General features: G+C 42.0%; 12 protein-coding genes. 11 read left to right on the top strand and 1 reads right to left on the bottom strand.

Annotated elements, in window-relative coordinates; translation table 11 throughout:
• Positions 1 to 17: 17 nt before the first annotated feature.
• Positions 18 to 443 carry a hemerythrin domain-containing protein gene (locus CWB65_RS00450; protein ID WP_006792655.1) on the top strand — a complete coding sequence of 142 codons (426 nt, stop codon included), beginning with the start codon at positions 18 to 20 and terminating at the stop codon, positions 441 to 443.
• Between the two features lie 85 nt (positions 444 to 528).
• On the opposite strand, the gene CWB65_RS00445 is transcribed toward CWB65_RS00450, so the two are convergent.
• A complete protein-coding gene (locus CWB65_RS00445; RefSeq protein WP_138739568.1) occupies positions 529 to 942 on the bottom strand; it encodes a hypothetical protein in 414 nt (137 codons plus the stop codon).
• A 245-nt stretch (positions 943 to 1,187) separates the two neighbouring features.
• Here CWB65_RS00445 and CWB65_RS00440 point away from each other — a divergent pair, with 245 nt between their 5' ends.
• The 10 genes from CWB65_RS00440 to CWB65_RS00395 all read left to right on the top strand — a co-directional run bounded on the left by CWB65_RS00440 (position 1,188) and on the right by CWB65_RS00395 (position 17,832).
• Positions 1,188 to 3,542, top strand: coding sequence for a TonB-dependent receptor (locus CWB65_RS00440; protein WP_138739567.1), 2,355 nt, complete (start codon positions 1,188 to 1,190; stop codon positions 3,540 to 3,542).
• A 191-nt stretch (positions 3,543 to 3,733) separates the two neighbouring features.
• Positions 3,734 to 5,887, top strand: a complete 2,154-nt coding sequence (locus tag CWB65_RS00435; protein WP_138739566.1) for a dihydrolipoyl dehydrogenase family protein — start codon at positions 3,734 to 3,736, stop codon at positions 5,885 to 5,887.
• Between the two features lies 1 nt (position 5,888).
• Complete coding sequence (locus CWB65_RS00430) at positions 5,889 to 6,707, top strand: DUF547 domain-containing protein (RefSeq protein WP_138739565.1); 819 nt, start codon at positions 5,889 to 5,891, stop codon at positions 6,705 to 6,707.
• A complete protein-coding gene (locus CWB65_RS00425; protein ID WP_138739564.1) occupies positions 6,694 to 7,971 on the top strand; it encodes an ABC transporter substrate-binding protein in 1,278 nt (425 codons plus the stop codon). The genes CWB65_RS00430 and CWB65_RS00425 overlap by 14 nt, the downstream gene beginning before the upstream one ends.
• The gene (locus CWB65_RS00420; RefSeq protein ID WP_138739563.1) at positions 7,968 to 9,722 is read left to right on the top strand and encodes an ABC transporter permease; all 1,755 of its coding nucleotides are present in this window, start codon (positions 7,968 to 7,970) and stop codon (positions 9,720 to 9,722) included. Before CWB65_RS00425 ends, CWB65_RS00420 begins: the two co-directional genes overlap by 4 nt.
• Before the next feature lie 22 nt (positions 9,723 to 9,744).
• Entirely contained in the window at positions 9,745 to 10,383 is a 639-nt protein-coding gene (locus tag CWB65_RS00415; protein ID WP_138739562.1) for an ATP-binding cassette domain-containing protein, read from the top strand.
• Between the two features lie 27 nt (positions 10,384 to 10,410).
• Positions 10,411 to 11,055 (top strand): CDP-alcohol phosphatidyltransferase family protein, encoded by a 645-nt coding sequence (locus CWB65_RS00410; RefSeq protein ID WP_138739561.1) that lies wholly within the window; start codon positions 10,411 to 10,413, stop codon positions 11,053 to 11,055.
• The gene (locus tag CWB65_RS00405; protein ID WP_138739560.1) at positions 11,048 to 11,860 is read left to right on the top strand and encodes a sterol desaturase family protein; all 813 of its coding nucleotides are present in this window, start codon (positions 11,048 to 11,050) and stop codon (positions 11,858 to 11,860) included. The genes CWB65_RS00410 and CWB65_RS00405 overlap by 8 nt, the downstream gene beginning before the upstream one ends.
• A 240-nt stretch (positions 11,861 to 12,100) precedes the next feature.
• Entirely contained in the window at positions 12,101 to 14,764 is a 2,664-nt protein-coding gene (locus CWB65_RS00400) for a glycoside hydrolase family 16 protein (protein ID WP_138739559.1), read from the top strand.
• Between the two features lie 74 nt (positions 14,765 to 14,838).
• The gene (locus tag CWB65_RS00395; RefSeq protein ID WP_138739558.1) at positions 14,839 to 17,832 is read left to right on the top strand and encodes a TonB-dependent receptor; all 2,994 of its coding nucleotides are present in this window, start codon (positions 14,839 to 14,841) and stop codon (positions 17,830 to 17,832) included.
• The last annotated feature ends 12 nt before the right edge of the window (positions 17,833 to 17,844 follow it).

Below are 17,844 nucleotides of genomic sequence, written 5' to 3'. Positions count from 1 at the left end.
ATTGATTAGGATGATTTATGAATATTTTTGAAGCACTACGTAATGACCATGACAAACAACGCAAACTAGTTGACGCGCTTATTCAAACCAAGGGCGACACAAAAAAACGTCATAGCTTAATGGATGAGCTAAAAACAGAGCTAGAAGAACATGCAAAATTTGAAGAGCGCTACTTTTATAATCCATTAATTTGTGAAGATCTAACGCAAGAAAAAGCACGCCACAGTGTTGCAGAGCATCATGAAATTGATGAACTAATTGAACAACTTGAAGACACCGAAATGAGCTCATCAGCATGGTTAGTAGAAGCTAAAAAACTACACCATTTAGTGCATCATCACTTAGATGAAGAAGAACATGAAGTATTTCAACTAGCAGGTAAAGCGCTGTCTGAAGGGCAAAAAGAGCGCTTAGGCGACAAATACAACGACGCAATGCATTAATCGTAAAAGTGAGAATTCATACACCTCCCTGTGTACTTTTGGTTATAAGCTAATTGGCTTATAACCATTTTTTTGTTTGGCTGTTTTATTTAATAGTATATTTTACGTCTTGATCCCGTAATAAATAAAGCGCAAAACACGCTGCCCACATTGGCCACGCAGTAAAAAATAATAAGTTATTAAAGCCATCAATGTACTGATTGTAAGATGACAGCGTTGATAGTCCGTGCATTATGAAAATAATACCGTAAGTAATACGTTTTTTAATACCTGCTAAAAACGCTAAAACAAGAACTAGCTGCACCGCACCAATAATGTAAGCCACCATATCTGTAGAGCCACTAATCCCATAAAAATGCTCAAAAATACGTGCGCTATGTGCAGGGTTAACAAACTTATCGAACGTCCACATAACCATTACAATAAACACACCTACACGCAAAGATAAAAGTGACCACTGCAAACGATTTTGAACATCACTACTTAAAGAACCCGTCATAACATTTCCTTTAAAAATATATAAATAAACCAAGAACTGAACAAGACCGTATAAGGTATGATTAATTTCAAACTATTTAGATTTAATCCAAGTAGGTATTCAACAACACTTAAAACTTAAGACTAAAATAAGAATAATTTGCATGCATCCATTCTAAAAATTAAAAAGTTATACTTTAATTGAAAGATATTTTTATTCCTTTCGGTCTTTATCGCCAATAACTAATTACACTAGAGAGACACCACTTGAAACACGCATACTTAGCACTATCGTTAGCCACCATATTAAACACTCCCCTTGTTGCTTTTGCAGCTGAAAAAACGCAAGCAAAAGATTCGATTGAACACATAGAAGTGGCTGGTCAAGTTATAAAGTCTCAAGGACTTTCTGTTAAAAATGAAACAATTGACGGTCCTTTTGGTGATAACTTAGCACTTCAAGACATAGCACGCTCAGTTACGCCTATTTCAAGCGAACTTATAGAACAGCTTAACATTACTACTTTACAAGATGTATTAGCACTAAGCCCAAACACATACTCTGCAAGTGGCTTTGGCGCGCCAAGTTTACCTACTATTCGCGGTCAATTGGGTGAACTTTTTCAAGATGGTACACGTCGTCAAGCAGGTAACAATGGGTTTGGCGTGCCGTTATCGTTCAATTCTGTCGAACAAATAGATGTAGTAAAAGGCGCACCGCCGGTTTTGTTTGGTTCAAGCCAACGCAACGGTGGATTTGTTAACTTACAGTCAAAAGTAGCATCAACGGACGAAAGTAAAGGCAAAGCGAGTTTATCGGCCGGTCGTTGGGACCAATACAGTGCGCAAATAGATTACACTGCGCCAATTATTAAAGACAAAGTTGGGTTTAGAGTAAGCTATGAACATCTTGACCATGGCAGCTACTACGATTATTCAGGTACTAAAAGCGACAGTTTATTTGCAGCACTACGCATTTTGCCAGACGATAAAAGCACTTGGGATATTAACTTTGAGCTATACCAAGTCGAATTTACCGACAACGCCGGTATTAACCGCCCTACCCAAGCTTTAATTGATGATGGCCTTTATATTACTGGCCAAGGCGTGCAAGCAAATGGCAGTACAGTACCGGCGGCGGGTTCGATTGTGTCGCCTACTGGGCAAGTAAACATTGATCGCAGCACTGTACTTACTGACCCTGATAACCAAAACGAAGCTACAACCTATTTAATTCACAGTATTTATAAACGTGAGCTAAGTGCAAATGCCTCACTTAAAAACATCACCTACTTTCAACATTTACAGCGTGAAGAGATTGCCCAAAATAGCTTTGTTGAAATTATTGACGGCGCCGACACGGCGCAAAATCGAACAGAACTAACGTATAGTTGGAACGACGAACAACAAACTATTTTTGCTTTTGACGTACGATATAACAAAGTGCTTGGCTACAGCCAGTTCACCACAGAGGCCGACTTACCTATTGATTTAACTGGCCCATTATCAAATCGCCGCATTCCTTTAACAGACGCACAAAAGGCACGTTTGGTTGAGCTTCGCCCGGGTGTGTTCGTATCACCTGGTGCACAGTACGATATAGATAACGACGGTAGCGGCGACTTTAACCTATCAGACACCACTGACTCTCGTTCATGGCAAACAGGTTTTGCTATTCAGCAAGACTCGGATTGGACAGATAAACTTCATACAAGCGTAGGTTACCGGGTAGATTATTATGATGTAGAAGCACGTGATCCTATTGCACCACAAGGCCAAACTGCAGCAAGTGATAGCATTAACGACACACTTCAGTCAGGTCAGGTAAGCTTTAATTACAAACTAAACGCTGATTTCACAGGCTACGGTGCTGCAAGTTATAACGAGGCCACATCAAACAGTATGGCTGGCGGTAATGTGCTGGGTGGCGGCAACGTGATTAGTGCACAAAACTTTGCAACAGAAAACACACTCGTAGAATTTGGTTTAAAATACGCCCCAACCAACAGCGACTGGTACGCTGATGGCGCGGTATTTAGCCAGCGCCGTAGTTTACGTAATCGCGATGGCAGCAATACGGGTATTCGTACCACGGGCTTTGAAAGCCAAGTATTTTACGATGCTTACCCTTATTGGCTAAGTGCGGGCTACAGCTACATAGATGCCCGCTACGATAACTCTGCAAGCAGCCAAGATTCCGCTCAAGTCGCTGATGCGTTTGATAACTCACGCCCAGACATTATTGCTGGTACGGGCGTTGGCGCGCCAAGCTTTACACCATTTGCACCGTCAAACAGTCAAGTACAAGGTATTCCAGAGCAATCGTTTAGTTTTAATGGTAATTATTCAATTACCTCGAAATGGCAAACTGGTTTTTCAGGTCTATATACAAAGAGTTACCCATTAGACTTTTTACAAACAGTTAAAATTCGTGATCAGTACACGCTAAACGTAAATACTAGCTATGCATTTACGCCTAGTACTAAGTTACGTTTAGATGTAAATAACATCACAAACCAAAAAAATTGGCGTCCTGTTTTTGAAGGCGGCTACTTTGGCGCAACCTTAGCATTCCCTGAATTGCCAATAAATGCCAAGCTGACTCTGACCCATAAGTTTTAAAATTTATGAATATTTAGCTTTAAAGGTTAAATGTACATAAATTTGCTTCTTATAAAACGAGGTAAAGCCTATGTGGTGTGGTCATCCCTCATAGGCGTTTTAAAGTAAAATTACTGCTAAGCAGGCGCAGCCCAAAGGATTTACCTAGTGCAATCCAAAAAGGTTAATAGGCCCTAATTAAGAGAGAGAACATGATAAAAAAATTATTATTAATAGTGATTGCCGCCGCTGCTATTGGCGCGTTCTTTCATTTTAATTTACACCAGTTACTAACACTTGATGGCTTAAAAGGGTCAATGGATCAATTTGATCAGTACAAAGCACAGTCGCCGTTGCTTGTTATTGGCGGCTTCTTTTTGCTTTATGTGGTAGTAACGGCTCTCTCTTTACCGGGTGCGGCTATATTAACACTGGCCGCAGGTGCATTATTTGGCTTAGTTGAAGGCTTATTGGTTGCCTCGTTTGCCTCTACGGTAGGTGCTACGCTTGCCTTTTTAGTATCGCGTTATTTACTGCGCGATACAATTAAACAACGTTTTCCTGAGCGCTTAGACGCTATTGACGCAGGCGTTGAAAAAGAAGGTGGGTTTTACTTATTTACCCTTCGTTTAGTACCCGTATTCCCGTTCTTTTTAATTAACTTACTAATGGGTGTTACTGCAATTAAATCGTGGACCTTCTACTGGGTAAGTCAGGTAGGTATGCTCGCAGGTACTTTTGTATTTGTAAACGCGGGTACGCAACTTGCGCAAATTGAAAGCTTATCAGGCATTTTATCGCTCGATCTTATTTTATCGTTCGCTTTATTGGGTGTGTTCCCATTCATTGCTAAAGGAATCCTAAACGTGTTTAAAAAACGTCGCGTATACAAAAATTACACCAAGCCTAAAAAGTTCGACCGTAACATGATTGTTATTGGCGCAGGTGCTGGCGGCTTAGTGACAAGCTATATTGCAGCAGCGGTTAAAGCCAAAGTAACCCTAATTGAAGCCGGCGAAATGGGCGGCGACTGTTTAAACTACGGGTGTGTGCCAAGTAAAGCCGTTATTAAAAGCGCTAAAATTGCTGAGCAAATTCGCCACGGTGAACACTACGGCTTAGAAAACGCCACACCGCAGTTTTCGTTTAAAAAAGTAATGGCACGTGTACATAAAGTAATTGCCGACGTAGCACCACACGACAGCGTTGAGCGCTACACAAACCTAGGCGTAGATGTTGTAAAAGGCTACGGTAAATTATTAGACCCGTGGACTGTAGAAATTAAACTTAACGATGGCGGCACACAAACATTAACCGCCCGTACTATTGTTATTGCCACTGGCGCACGCCCATTTGTACCGCCATTACCTGGTATTGAAGAAACTGGCTATGTAACAAGCGATACGTTATGGACTAAATTTGCAGAGCTTGAAGAAGCCCCTAAAAAGCTTGTTGTACTTGGCGGCGGCCCAATTGGGTGCGAACTTGCACAAAGTTTTGCACGCTTAGGATCAAGCGTTACGCAAATTGAGATGAGCGAACGCATCATGATCAAAGAAGACCTAGAAGTGTCTACCTTTGCTCACGAAGCGCTAACAGAAAGCGGCGTAAACATTTTAACCTCGCATCAAGCACTACGCTGTGAAGAGCGCGATGGCAAAAAGTTCATTATGGTAAAACATAACGATACCGAAATCGATATTGAATACGATGAGCTACTATGTGCTGTGGGCCGAAGCGCTCGTCTTAAAGGTTACGGCCTTGAAGAACTTGGCATAGAAACCAACCGTACTGTAGTCACTAACGAATACCTTGAAACGCTTTACCCTAACATTTTTGCCGCTGGCGATATTGTAGGTCCGTATCAGTTTACGCACGTAGCCGCTCATCAGGGTTGGTACGCAGCTGTAAATGGCTTATTTGGTAATCTTAAAAAGTTTAAAGTCGATTACCGTGTTATTCCGTGGACTACGTTTATTGACCCAGAAGTAGCACGTGTTGGCTTAAACGAGCAAGACGCTATTGATAAAGGCATTGACTATGAAATCACTCGCTTTGAATTTGAAGAGCTAGACCGCGCCATTACCGACAGCGCCACCAAAGGCTTCATTAAAGTAATTACACCAAAAGGCAAAGACAAAATACTCGGTGTTACAGTGGTATCTGAGCACGCTGGCGATTTAATTGCTGAGTTTGTACTAGCAATGAAACACGGTTTAGGCCTTAACAAAATACTAGGCACTATTCACAGCTACCCTACTTGGGCTGAAGGTAACAAGTACGCAGCAGGCGAGTGGAAACGCGCTCACGCACCTGAAAAAGTACTTAACATGCTTGAAAAATACCACACATGGCGCAGAGGCTAATATGTTTAAAACACCTTTAAAAGCGCTATTGTTAGGGTCTGCTTTGCTTGCAACATCGTTTGCAACGTCATTTTCGGCCCAAGCTCAAAATATGCACGACAGCTGGAATACATTATTAAACAACCATGTTGTAGCTATTAATCATGGCCACAGCACAGAGGTTGATTATTCAGCAATAAAAGCTAAGCACAGCGAGCTTAAAACCTATTTAGATTCGCTATCGGCTGTTACGCAAAATGAGTTTGATACATGGGAAAAACCTAAGCAGCTGGCGTTTTTAATTAACGCATATAACGCCTTTACTGTTGAGCTTATATTAACAAAATACCCAGATCTTAAGTCAATTAAAGATTTAGGCAGCTTTTTTAGCTCACCATGGAGCAAAGAGTTTGTGCCATTACTTGGTAAAACTCGCAGCCTTGATGATATAGAACATGGTTTAATACGTGGCAGTGGTAAATACAACGACCCACGTATTCACTTTGCTGTAAATTGCGCAAGTATTGGCTGCCCAGCACTACGTGAAGAAGCCTACACAGCCACTGATTTAGAAAGACAATTGCAAGCGCAAACGGTACGTTTTTTATCAGACATGACCCGCAATATAGCGCAAGATAACACGCTAAGTGTGTCTTCAATATTTAAGTGGTACGGCGATGATTTTGAACAAGGCTTTAAAGGTGCGTATACGCTGCAACAGTTTTTTATGCAATACCCTAAAGCACTAAAACTGATACCCGATCAGCAAAAAGGGCTTAAAAATAACGACATGAAAGTTAAATTCTTAGACTACAACTGGGATTTAAATGCTCGCCAATAAATTTTGGCAAACATTATCGCGATACAGCTTTTGCTGTGTCGCGTTTTGCATTTGCCTTGTTATTAGCTTTAAAAGCCTAGCAAGTACACAATTACAAAGCCGTTGGCAGCAAGTTGAAAGCTTAGGCAAAGGCCAAAGCGTATATTTTTATGCGTGGGGCGGCGATGCGCAAATAAATGCGTATATTCAATGGGCTGCGCAGCAAGTAAAAGCCAAATACAACATAAACTTAGTACATGTAAAGCTAAGCGATACCAGTGAAGCAGTAAGCCGCGTACTTGCCGAAAAAGCAGCAAACAATAACGATAAAGGCAGCGTAGATTTAATTTGGATAAACGGTGCTAACTTTGCCACCATGAGCGAGCACTCATTATTACTTAAACAATGGGCTAATAAGCTGCCTAATTTTAGCTACACCGACCCTAGCAATAACCCCGCTGTTAATTTTGATTTTGGAATACCCACCAACGGGATGGAAGCTCCTTGGGGCCAAGCTTCACTCACCTTTTACTACGACAGTTTAGTAATTGACGGCACTGCAAATAACACACTACCAACAACCCTAAACCAATTACTTAACTGGAGCGCACAAAATCCAGGGCGCTTTAGCTACCCAAAGCCGCCTGACTTTTTAGGCATGAGCTTTTTAAAATACGCGCTTGTTATGCTACATCAACAAAGTGATGACACACTTAAAGCACAGTTAAATCAGCCTGCTACTGCACAAAATACAGCCCAAGTATTAAACCCATTATGGGACTTTTTAAATAAACTGCACCCAACACTTTGGCGCGATGGCAGCCATTTTATGCAAAGTGGTGCACAAATGCGCCGCTTAGTAAGCGACACAGAGCTAAGCATAGCGTTTACGTTTTCAGCGCCCGAAGTCCCCGCCGCTGTTAAACGTTATGATTTACCTAAAAGTATTCGCAGTTATGCAATGCAAGATGGCAGTTTAAGTAACACCCACTTTGTAGCCATACCTTATAATGCAAGCCACCAGCAAAGTGCGCAGTTAGTGGCTAATTTTTTATTAAGTCCAGAGGCGCAAGCTCAAAAACAAAAAGCGCCTATATGGGGCGATAAAAGTGTACTTATTCAGTCAACGCTAACACCACAGCAGCAAGCCTTATTTAACACAACGCAACCACATCCAAGCGCGCTGCCTTTGAATAGTATTAAACGCACGCTAAGTGAGCCTCACCCAAGCTGGGTAAACGCTATTATGGAAGGTTGGCAAACACGTTTTGGAGTAAGCCAATGAGTGTTGTTTCAAATAAGTTAGCAGCAAGCCCAACGCATAAACCACATAAAAGCGCCGATATGTTTAGTAAATTAGTTACATTAAGCCCACGCTTTTTACTGGCATTACTAATTTTGCCGGTAATAGGCGGCCTAATTAGCGTGCTACTGCCCGCTTTTGGCTATGCGCCAGTACTTGAGCAAACAACACTTGGCCTACATGGCTTTACTATGCTTATGCAAACACCCGGCCTAACACACATGGTTATGCTAAGTGTTGGCAGCGGATTAATAAGTACCTTACTTGCCTTTATCATTACGTTAATGATTTTAGCGGCATTTTTTAATAGCCCGTGGCTTAACCGTATTCAGCGTTTACTGAGCCCAATACTCGTAATACCCCACGCAGCAGCTGCTATTGCGGTTGGTTTTTTAATTGCTCCTTCGGGCATGATCTCGCGTTTAGTATCGCCTTGGTTTAGTGGGTGGGAACTTGCGCCTAACGGCATGTTTCCGCATGACGCGTTTGGTATTAGTATAATTTTAGGTTTAACCCTTAAAGAGCTGCCTTTTTTACTGTTAATGGCGCTAGGTGTGCTTGCCCAACCTGAGCTTGGCAAAAAACTGCGCCAACAACATAAAGTAGCGCTTAATTTAGGCTACTGCCCTATGACTGCTTTTTTTAAAGTGGTACTACCAAGCCTTTACCCATTATTGCGCCTCCCCATTTTAGCCGTATTGGCTTATGCCAGTGCAAGTGTAGAAATGCCACTTATTTTGGGTCCAAATACACCACCCACATTGGCTGTAGCTATTATGCACTGGTTTAACGATGTAGATTTAAACCTGCGTATTAAAGCCTCTGCGGGGGCGTTATTGCAGCTTGTACTTACTGGCGGTTTGCTAGCACTTTGGCTTGGCGGCGAAAAAGCGATAAAAGCATTATTTAGTGATTTACTCACCAATGGCGAGCGAGAATATGGCGGCGTATATTGGCAAAAAATAACAACCGTATTAACAGTATTTGTAATTGGCTTTATTTTGCTCTCGTTAATTGGCTTAATTATGTGGTCGGTTGCCGGATTTTGGCGTTTTCCGGCGGCACTGCCCGATCAGCTCACGCTACTTCACTTTAAAAGTGCGCTAATGCAAATGCAAAGCCCGCTTTATAATACCCTTGCTATAGGGCTAGTTACTACGTTATTTGCCATTATTATTACTCTTTTGTGCTTAGAGTCAGAGCAGTTAAGTGCAAAACCCATGTCGCGCTTTACCAGCTTAATTATTTATTTACCGTTGCTTGTACCAAGTATTGCGTTTTTATTTGGCCTAGTGTGGCTGCAACAACTAGTAAATAACCAGGCCGCGTTTTTTAATGTGGTATTTACCCATTTATTGTTTGTACTGCCGTATGTGTTTTTATCGCTTGCGAGCAGTTATAGGCGATTAGACCCTCGCTTTGCTCATGTAGCAGCAAGCCTTGGCGCAACGCCCTGCAAAGTGTTTTTACAAGTAAAATTACCCCAGTTATTTGCTCCTATTTTAATTGCGGCGGCACTTGGTTTAGCCATTAGCTTTGGCCAATACCTCCCCACGCTTTTAGCCGGTGGCGGGCGCATAGCAACCATAACAACCGAAGCGGTTACCCTTGCTAATGGCGCAAGTAGGCGCACCAGTGCGGTGTATGCCATTATGCAAATGGCATTGCCACTCATTGGCTTTATACTGGCGTGGGTGTTACCTAAGTACTTTTTTAAAAGCGCACATCGCTAACCCATAAATTAAAAGGTTTTTAATGCAGTCATCTTTAGAGATTAAAAATTGTGAGCTTTATCGTCAACACGAGCAATTACTGAGCTTAAACGAGCAAGTAAAAGGCGGCGAAATACTTACTATTATGGGGCCATCAGGCAGTGGTAAATCAAGTTTATTAAACTGGCTTACCGGCACATTACCCAACGGCTTTAGCGCAAATGGCGAAGTGTGGCTTAACGGCGAAAATATTAATAACTTACCCGCACATTTACGCCACATAGGCGTGCTTTATCAAGATGCGTTATTATTTTCGCATTTGTCGGTAAGCGGTAACATTGCCTTTGCTATGCCTAAAGGCAATAAAAAACAGCGCCTTGAAAAAATAGAGCACGCCCTTGAACAAGTTGGATTAAAAGGTATGGCTAATCGCCACCCCGACAACCTCTCTGGTGGGCAACAAGCCCGTGTTGCTTTATTACGTATGCTATTAAGCGAGCCAAAAGCGATTTTGCTTGATGAACCCTTTAGCAAGCTCGATACCCAATTAAGAGTAGATACGCGCCAGCTGGTTTTTAGCCAAATACGCGAGCATAAATTGCCCGCTATTATGGTCACCCACGATCATAGCGATGCAGAGGCCGCAAACGGCAAACTGATCACCTTAAATTTAGCCAAGTAAACGTACAAAAAGCACAAGGCACCCAGCATGTTAGACAAATACATCACCCCAGTAATAAAGCCACTGTTAACCCCTGTTGTGGCGTTAATGCACAAGCGTGGTATAACGCCCGACCAACTTACTGTGGCAGGCTTTTTAATAGGCCTATTAGCTGTGCCATTAATTACGTTTGAAATGTGGTACGCAGCGTTAACAGCTATTGCTTTAAATCGTATTTTAGATGGGCTAGATGGCGCGTTGGCACGCCATGCAAATTTAAGTTCAAGCGCTGGCGGTTTTTTAGATATTACCCTCGATTTTTTATTTTATGCGGCAATTCCGCTAGGTTTTATTTTGGCAAACCCCGAGCAAAACGCCATTGCTGGTAGCATATTACTCGCCACTTTTATAGGCACAGGCTCAAGCTTTTTAGCCTTTGCCATAGCCGCCGAAAAATTTAAGCTCGAAAAACCCCAGTTTAAATACAAAAGCTTTTACTATTTAAATGGTTTAACCGAAGGCACAGAAACCATCGCGCTGTTTATTGCCTTTTGTATTTGGCCGCAGCACTTTGCCCTAATGGCGAGTATTTTTGCCACTGCGTGCGCTATTACTATTTTTACACGTATACATGGTGGTTATAACACGCTTAAACGCCAAGAAGCTGATGAGGTTACACAAGCCAATGAGTAATGAAATTTGGTGGCGATTAGGGTTCTTTTTTAGCATTTTGATTATTATGATGCTGCTAGAATGGCGTATGCCTGCCCGCAAATCGCCGATAAAAAGCAGCACCCGGTGGTTGGCCAATTTTGGACTGGTGTTTGCTTCATCATTAATTGCGCGCTTAAGTGTGCCAATAGGTTTAACTGCCGTAGCGCTTTATAATCAAGAGCACGGTATCGGTTTATTTAATCAAATAGCCACACCAAGTAGTGTTGCTATTATTTTAAGCATGCTACTGCTTGATATACTTATTTACTGGCAGCATCGGCTTTTTCATCAGGTGCCTATTTTGTGGCGTTTGCACCGCGTACACCACGCTGATGCACATATTGATACCAGTACCGGCTTGCGTTTTCACCCTATCGAAATTGTACTTAGCATACTTATAAAATTGATTGCCGTTACTGCTTTAGGGGTACCCGCTATTGCAGTATTAATATTTGAAATAGCACTTAATGGATTAGCGCTGTTTAACCATGCGAATATTCGCTTGCCAAATGCAATAGAAAAGCCCCTTCGGTTAATATTAATGACCCAAATACTACATCGTATTCATCATAGCCAACGCGTGAACGAAACCAATTCAAACTATGGATTTAGCGTTATTTGGTGGGATAAACTGTTTGGTAGTTACAAAAATGAAGCGCAAAAAACCGATAACGACATAGATGTAGGCCTAAAAGAATACCCAAGCGAAAAGCAAAACGCCTCTCTTTGGGCTTTGTTAACCATGCCATTTCAAAAAAGTAACAACTATCCTCTTAAAAAATAAAATCATTAAACAAAATTATGCAGTTTAATGATTTTAGAACTACTATTTATTCGTTAAACAGTAAATTAATTGTAAATAATTTAGACAAATATGTTGACCAAATCACAACTGCACAATACTATTTGTAAGCGCTTACAATTGCACACACAAATGTAAGCGCTTACAGAAAGTATAAAAGCTATAAAATCAACTAAACTTAAACACATATTCTGACAATTATCAGTTGAACGGGGTTCAGTTATGAACATTGAAACAACACGCATTACACGCCTTTTGGCAGCTATTTCATTAGCGTCTTTGGCCGGCTGTGGTGGTGACGCTGCAACAACAAACACGAATACAGAAGTCGTTAATTCTTCAGAGCCAGTCTCAGATTGGCGCATGGTATGGAATGACGAATTTGACGGCACTAGCATTGATACAAACAAATGGAACTTTGAATTAAACTGTGCTGGTGGTGGTAACAACGAAAAGCAATGTTATACCGATAACGAAGAAAATGCCTTTATCAAAGACGGCATGCTGAACATCGTCGCACTCCCTGCAGAAGAAGGCGCAGCTAAACCTTACACATCAGCCCGCTTAAATACCCGTTACAACGCAGACTTTACATACGGCCGCTTTGAAATGCGCGCAAAATTACCGTCTGGTCAGGGTAGCTGGCCTGCATTTTGGATGATGCCAACTGATGAAGAGTATGGCACTTGGCCACGTTCTGGTGAAATTGATATTTTAGAAGCTGTAAATCTAAAAGTAGCCGCTGAAGATGGCACTATTGAATCTTACGTGCACGGTACTCTTCATTACGGTCGTGAGTGGCCAAATAACTCTAGCTCAGGTAAAGCTTATTTGTTACCTGAAGATATGAACCCAGCTGATGATTTTCATACTTACGCTATTGAGTGGCAAGAAGGTGAAATCCGCTGGTATGTAGATGATTACCTTTACGCTACACAACGTCGTTCTGAAGTTCGTTACAATTCAAAAGACGAAGCTGTTGGCCTTAAGCACAAAGGCTGGTTTGCGGAATACTTTGAACAAGGAAGCGGCGAACTTACAACACATTGGGATAACGCCCCTTTCGATAAAGATTTCTACCTTATATTAAACCATGCAGTGGGTGGAGATTGGCCTGAAAACGTTAACAACCTAGGTATTGATGCAGACGCATTTGCACAAGGACAAAGCTTTGAAATTGATTACGTTCGAGTATACGAATGTGCATCAGACCCAAGCACAGGCAAAGGCTGTGAAACAGTTCGCCCAGGTTACGACAGCCTAGACGACGCACTTGTAGAAGGTGCAGCACCTGTACCTACCCCACCTAGCGACGGCGTAGCCCGAAACCTTGATGTATTTAACGGTAGCCTAGACGCTAACTGGATTGCATGGGATTGTTGTGGCGGCACTGTACCAGAGGTTATTACTGATGCAGACAAAGGTGACGCAGTTAAATTTAATATAAACGATAACAACGGAACTGTGCTTGGCTTCTCTACTCGCGGCGGTCACTTTCCAGACGACTTTACAGGAACATCGTCTCCATTTGATGCATCTCCATTACTTGAAGTAAACGGCCGTTTAACGTTTGACATGAAAGTGGTAACGCCTCCAACGTCGGATACTACATGGATACTTAAAGCAGAAGCAGGTGACGGTGGCCCAAATACAGGCGACGTACCATTAAGTGAAAGCAATGAAGGTGTAACACCTGTAACTGGTCAATGGCAAACATATACCTTTCCATTATCACTACTTCAAGAAAAAGGCCTAGATTTAAGCGCAATTGATGTGCTTATGGTATTCCCGGCATGGCAAACAGGTGAAGGTGCTGAGTACCTTATTACTAATGTAGCAATTGAAGGTGACTTGGGTGCTTCTCCTGAGGTTGTTTTATTCGACAACGGACAAAGTTTAGATTGGCCTATGTGGGATTGCTGTGGTGGTTCAACACCAGTTGAAGCATTAGACGACGAAGAACACGGTTTAACTGCAGAGTTTAGCATTGGTGAAGCACCTACAGTAATGGGCTTTAACACACGCACTTCTGCAGGCGGAAGCGGCACACCATTCGATGCGACTAGTATTTTAGAAAATGGCGTTCTGCAGTTTGAACTAAAAGTAATGTCAAACCCTAATAACCCTGAGTCAACTTGGTTAATGAAAATTGAATCTAATGAGGGTGACTCAGCGGTAGAGCTTCCGTTAACAGACGCAGGTGACGCGCCAGTTGCAGGTGAATGGAAAACTTACACTTACACCTTAGCCGACCTAGCAGGTGCAGGTTTAGATGTTAGCGCGATAGATGTTGTTATGATTTTCCCAGCATGGGGAACGGGTGAAGGCGCAGTTTACCGTGTAGATAACGCTAAAATTTATGACCCAAGTGCAGCATCTACTGCAGGAAGTGAAATTACAATATTCCAAGATACTGCTGCAGAGCAATGGAGCATATGGGATTGTTGTGGTGGTTCAACACCTACTGAGGAAACAGACGATAGCGATCACGGTACCGTTGCTGAATTTGTAATTGGTTCAGCGCCAACTGTTATGGGCTTTTTAGCCGATGAAGGTGTTTCTTTTGATGCCTCGACTATCCTTGCAAATGGGGTTGTACAATTTGAAATGAAAATGGTGACTCCACCTAACGCAACAGACGCTCAATGGTTATTTAAAATTGAATCAACTGGCGCTGCGTCTGCAGTGGAGCTTCCTCTTGCAGAAAGTGTTGAAGGTCAAGTACCGATTATTGGTCAATGGCAAACGTACACATTTACATTGCAATCACTTTTTGACGCCGGTTTAGACATCAGTGATATCAACGTGTTAATGGTTTTCCCAGCATGGGGTACGGGTGAAGGCGCGGTTTATCGTATCGATAACGTAATTATCGCAAACCCGTAGAACAACCATTGAATGGTAGGTGCCTTTAAATAGGCACCCACTAACTGTAATAAATTTAGAAAAGCAGAGCAATTATGAACACATTCACTTTTAAAAAGAGCCAGTTAGCAGCTTCTGTGTCACTTATCATCGCTGCAAGTACATTTAATTTAGCCTATGCAGCAGAAGAAAATACTGCTGAACCTGAACTAGAAATCATTGAAGTAAAAGGTATTCGCGGATCATTAATCCGTTCAATGGATGTAAAACGAGATGCTTCTGGTGTAGTTGACGCCATCTCAGCTGAAGAAATGGGTAAGTTCCCAGATACAAACTTAGCAGAATCATTACAACGAATTACTGGCGTATCTGTCAGCCGATCAAACGGTGAAGGTAGCCAAATTACTGTTCGTGGTTTTGGTCCATCGTTTAACTTGGTAACACTTAATGGTCGCCAAATGGCGGGAACAGGTTTTACACGTTCATTTAACTTTGAAAACTTATCATCAGAAGGTGTAAGTTCACTTGAAGTAATGAAAACTGCACGCGCTGATTCACCAACCGGTGGATTGGGTGCAACTGTCAATATTGTTACCGCTAAACCATTACAAAAGCCTGGTGAGCGCTTTTCTTTTATGGCTAAAGGTATTCACGATACATCTGTAGAAGAAGGCGATAAAGTAACACCTGAAATTGCAGGTATCTACAGTAATACCTTTGATGACGAGCGTTTTGGTGTGTCGGCTAACTTTTCATATCATCGTCGTGATTTTCAACGACAAGCAGCAAATGTTCGCTCTTGGTTAGTTAATCCAAATCTCTCGGTTGATGCAGCTAATATTGTTGATAACCGCCCAATGGATGCTGAAGGTAACCCGGCTAAACAATTCTTTGACCCAAACGCTGGGGAAAATGGTGAATTTGTTTCAGCCGCTTTCTTTCCGCAAGAAATTAGTTTTGCAAAAGATGACATTCAGCGCGAGCGCTTAAATGCGCAAGCAACATTTCAGTTTGCGCCAACAGATAACCTAACCTTTACGCTTGATCATACGATTTCACAAGCAACAACCGGTAATAACTCATTGTCTTGGGGTATTTGGAACGGATCGTTTGGTGGTAATGCCAATGCTTATGAACTTGATGAAAATGGCACAGCTGTTTATTACAACTCTGCAGGTGACGATGCATCATTTACTGCATTTCGTGAAACATCAGAAGTAGATTCAAAAGCAACAGGTATTAACGTTGAGTGGTTAGCAACCGAAAACCTGAGCTTTAACTTTGATGCTCACACATCTAAAACAACGACCGATAATGGTAAAGATCCTGGCTTAGGCGCTAACGCACGAATCATTTTAGGCTCGGCAGACATTTCAACTAAAGAGTACTCTTTCCGTGAAGGTGACGTACCTGGTTTTAATGTAAATTGGAATAACGGCACGCAAGAAGTTGACCCAAACCAAATTGGCTCTAACTTTAGTATATTTACAAGAACACCCGGTGAATCAGAAGTATCTCAAGTACAACTAGACGGTAAACTATTTACTTACACTGACATTGGTTTAGAAACAGTAAAATTTGGTGCTGCATACACTAAGCAAACACTTAGTGGCTGGGGTGGCTCTAATAATGCCAATGCACCAGGCTTTAATAACGGTACATTTGCTGAGATATTCCCAGATAGTATGTTCGAGCGAGTTGATTTAAGTGGCTTTCTTGACGAGTTTTCATTTGGTCCTAACGGTGTAGCGCCAGGCTATGCTTACACTTATGATCTTGATGAAGCATTTGCTCGCCAAAGCGCTTTTTTAACTGAAGACGTAATAGGCAGTGATGTTTACCAAATAGGTACTTTTGATGGCTTCCCAACTAACAAAGTAGAAGAAGAAACAATCAGTGTTTACCTGTCTACAAATTGGGTATTTAACGTTAGCGACTACGACGTTTTTGTAAATTTAGGTCTTCGCTACGAAGAAACTGATATTGTAAGCCCAGCTAAAAGCCGTGTTGCTCAGCAAGTATATTGGGCAGGTGGTTCTGAATGGCTAACTGAATTTGCCAGTGGCGGCGAATTAGTTGAGGTTGATTACCAAGGTAATTACGATCTTCTTCTACCTATGATAGATGTAAAAGTCGACCTTTCTGATAACTTAGTGTCACGTGTATCTTGGGGCCAAACAATCACACGCCCTACCCTTGGCGATATGCTTGGTAACTTAAGCCTAACACCATCACCTAAGTTAAATTCAAGAAGCGGTAGCCGTGGTAACCCAAATTTACAACCGTTTAAATCAACAAACTTCGATCTTAGCCTTGAATATTACTACAGTGAAGGTAGCTACGCTGCAGTGGGTATGTTCTGGAAAGATGTAGATAATTGGATTGATAACACGCAAGTAACGACCACGTTTGAAGGCCTGCATGATGTTTATTTAGGTCAACGCTGGAACAATGCAGTAACCGCAATTGAAGGACGTGGCGAGCAGGCAACTGACTCTGCTATCTATAATGAGATTGTGGCAAATGGCGTAGGAATTGGCGAAAACAACCGTGTACTTCCTGACTCAGCAACTGATCCATTAATAGAGTGGACAATCAACTCACCAGAAAACGTAGGTTCTCGTAAAGTAAATGGTGTTGAGTTTGCGATACAGCACTTATTCGGCGAGTCAGGTTTTGGCGCTGGTTTTAATGCCACTATTGTTGACGGTGATGTAGAGTACGACAACTATTACCTTGCATCTCAAGCTGTATTAGCTGGTCTGAGTGATTCTGCCAATCTACAAGGTTTTTACGAAAAAGATGGCTTATCAGTTAAAATTACTGGTGCATGGCGTGATGAATACCTAATTGCGCAAGGCCTACCGGATTCGGGTGCTACGGCTCCTCCACAATATGCTGAAGAATATTTACAGTGGGACATTAGCGTTAACTACGAAGTGAATGAAAGCACTACCGTATTCTTTGAAGGCGTTAATTTAACAAACGAGACAGAGCGTTCGTTCAGTCGTTTTGAAAGCCAGTTCTTAAGCGCTGCACAATACGGACCGCGTTATGCATTTGGTTTTAGATACTCAATGGGTAACTAAACTTAAATAAAT

Source organism: Pseudoalteromonas sp. S554, assembly GCF_005930865.1.
GTDB lineage: Bacteria > Pseudomonadota > Gammaproteobacteria > Enterobacterales > Alteromonadaceae > Pseudoalteromonas > Pseudoalteromonas marina.
The sequence above is the reverse complement of the archived record's forward strand: the minus strand, read 5'-3'. Positions and strand labels throughout refer to the sequence as shown.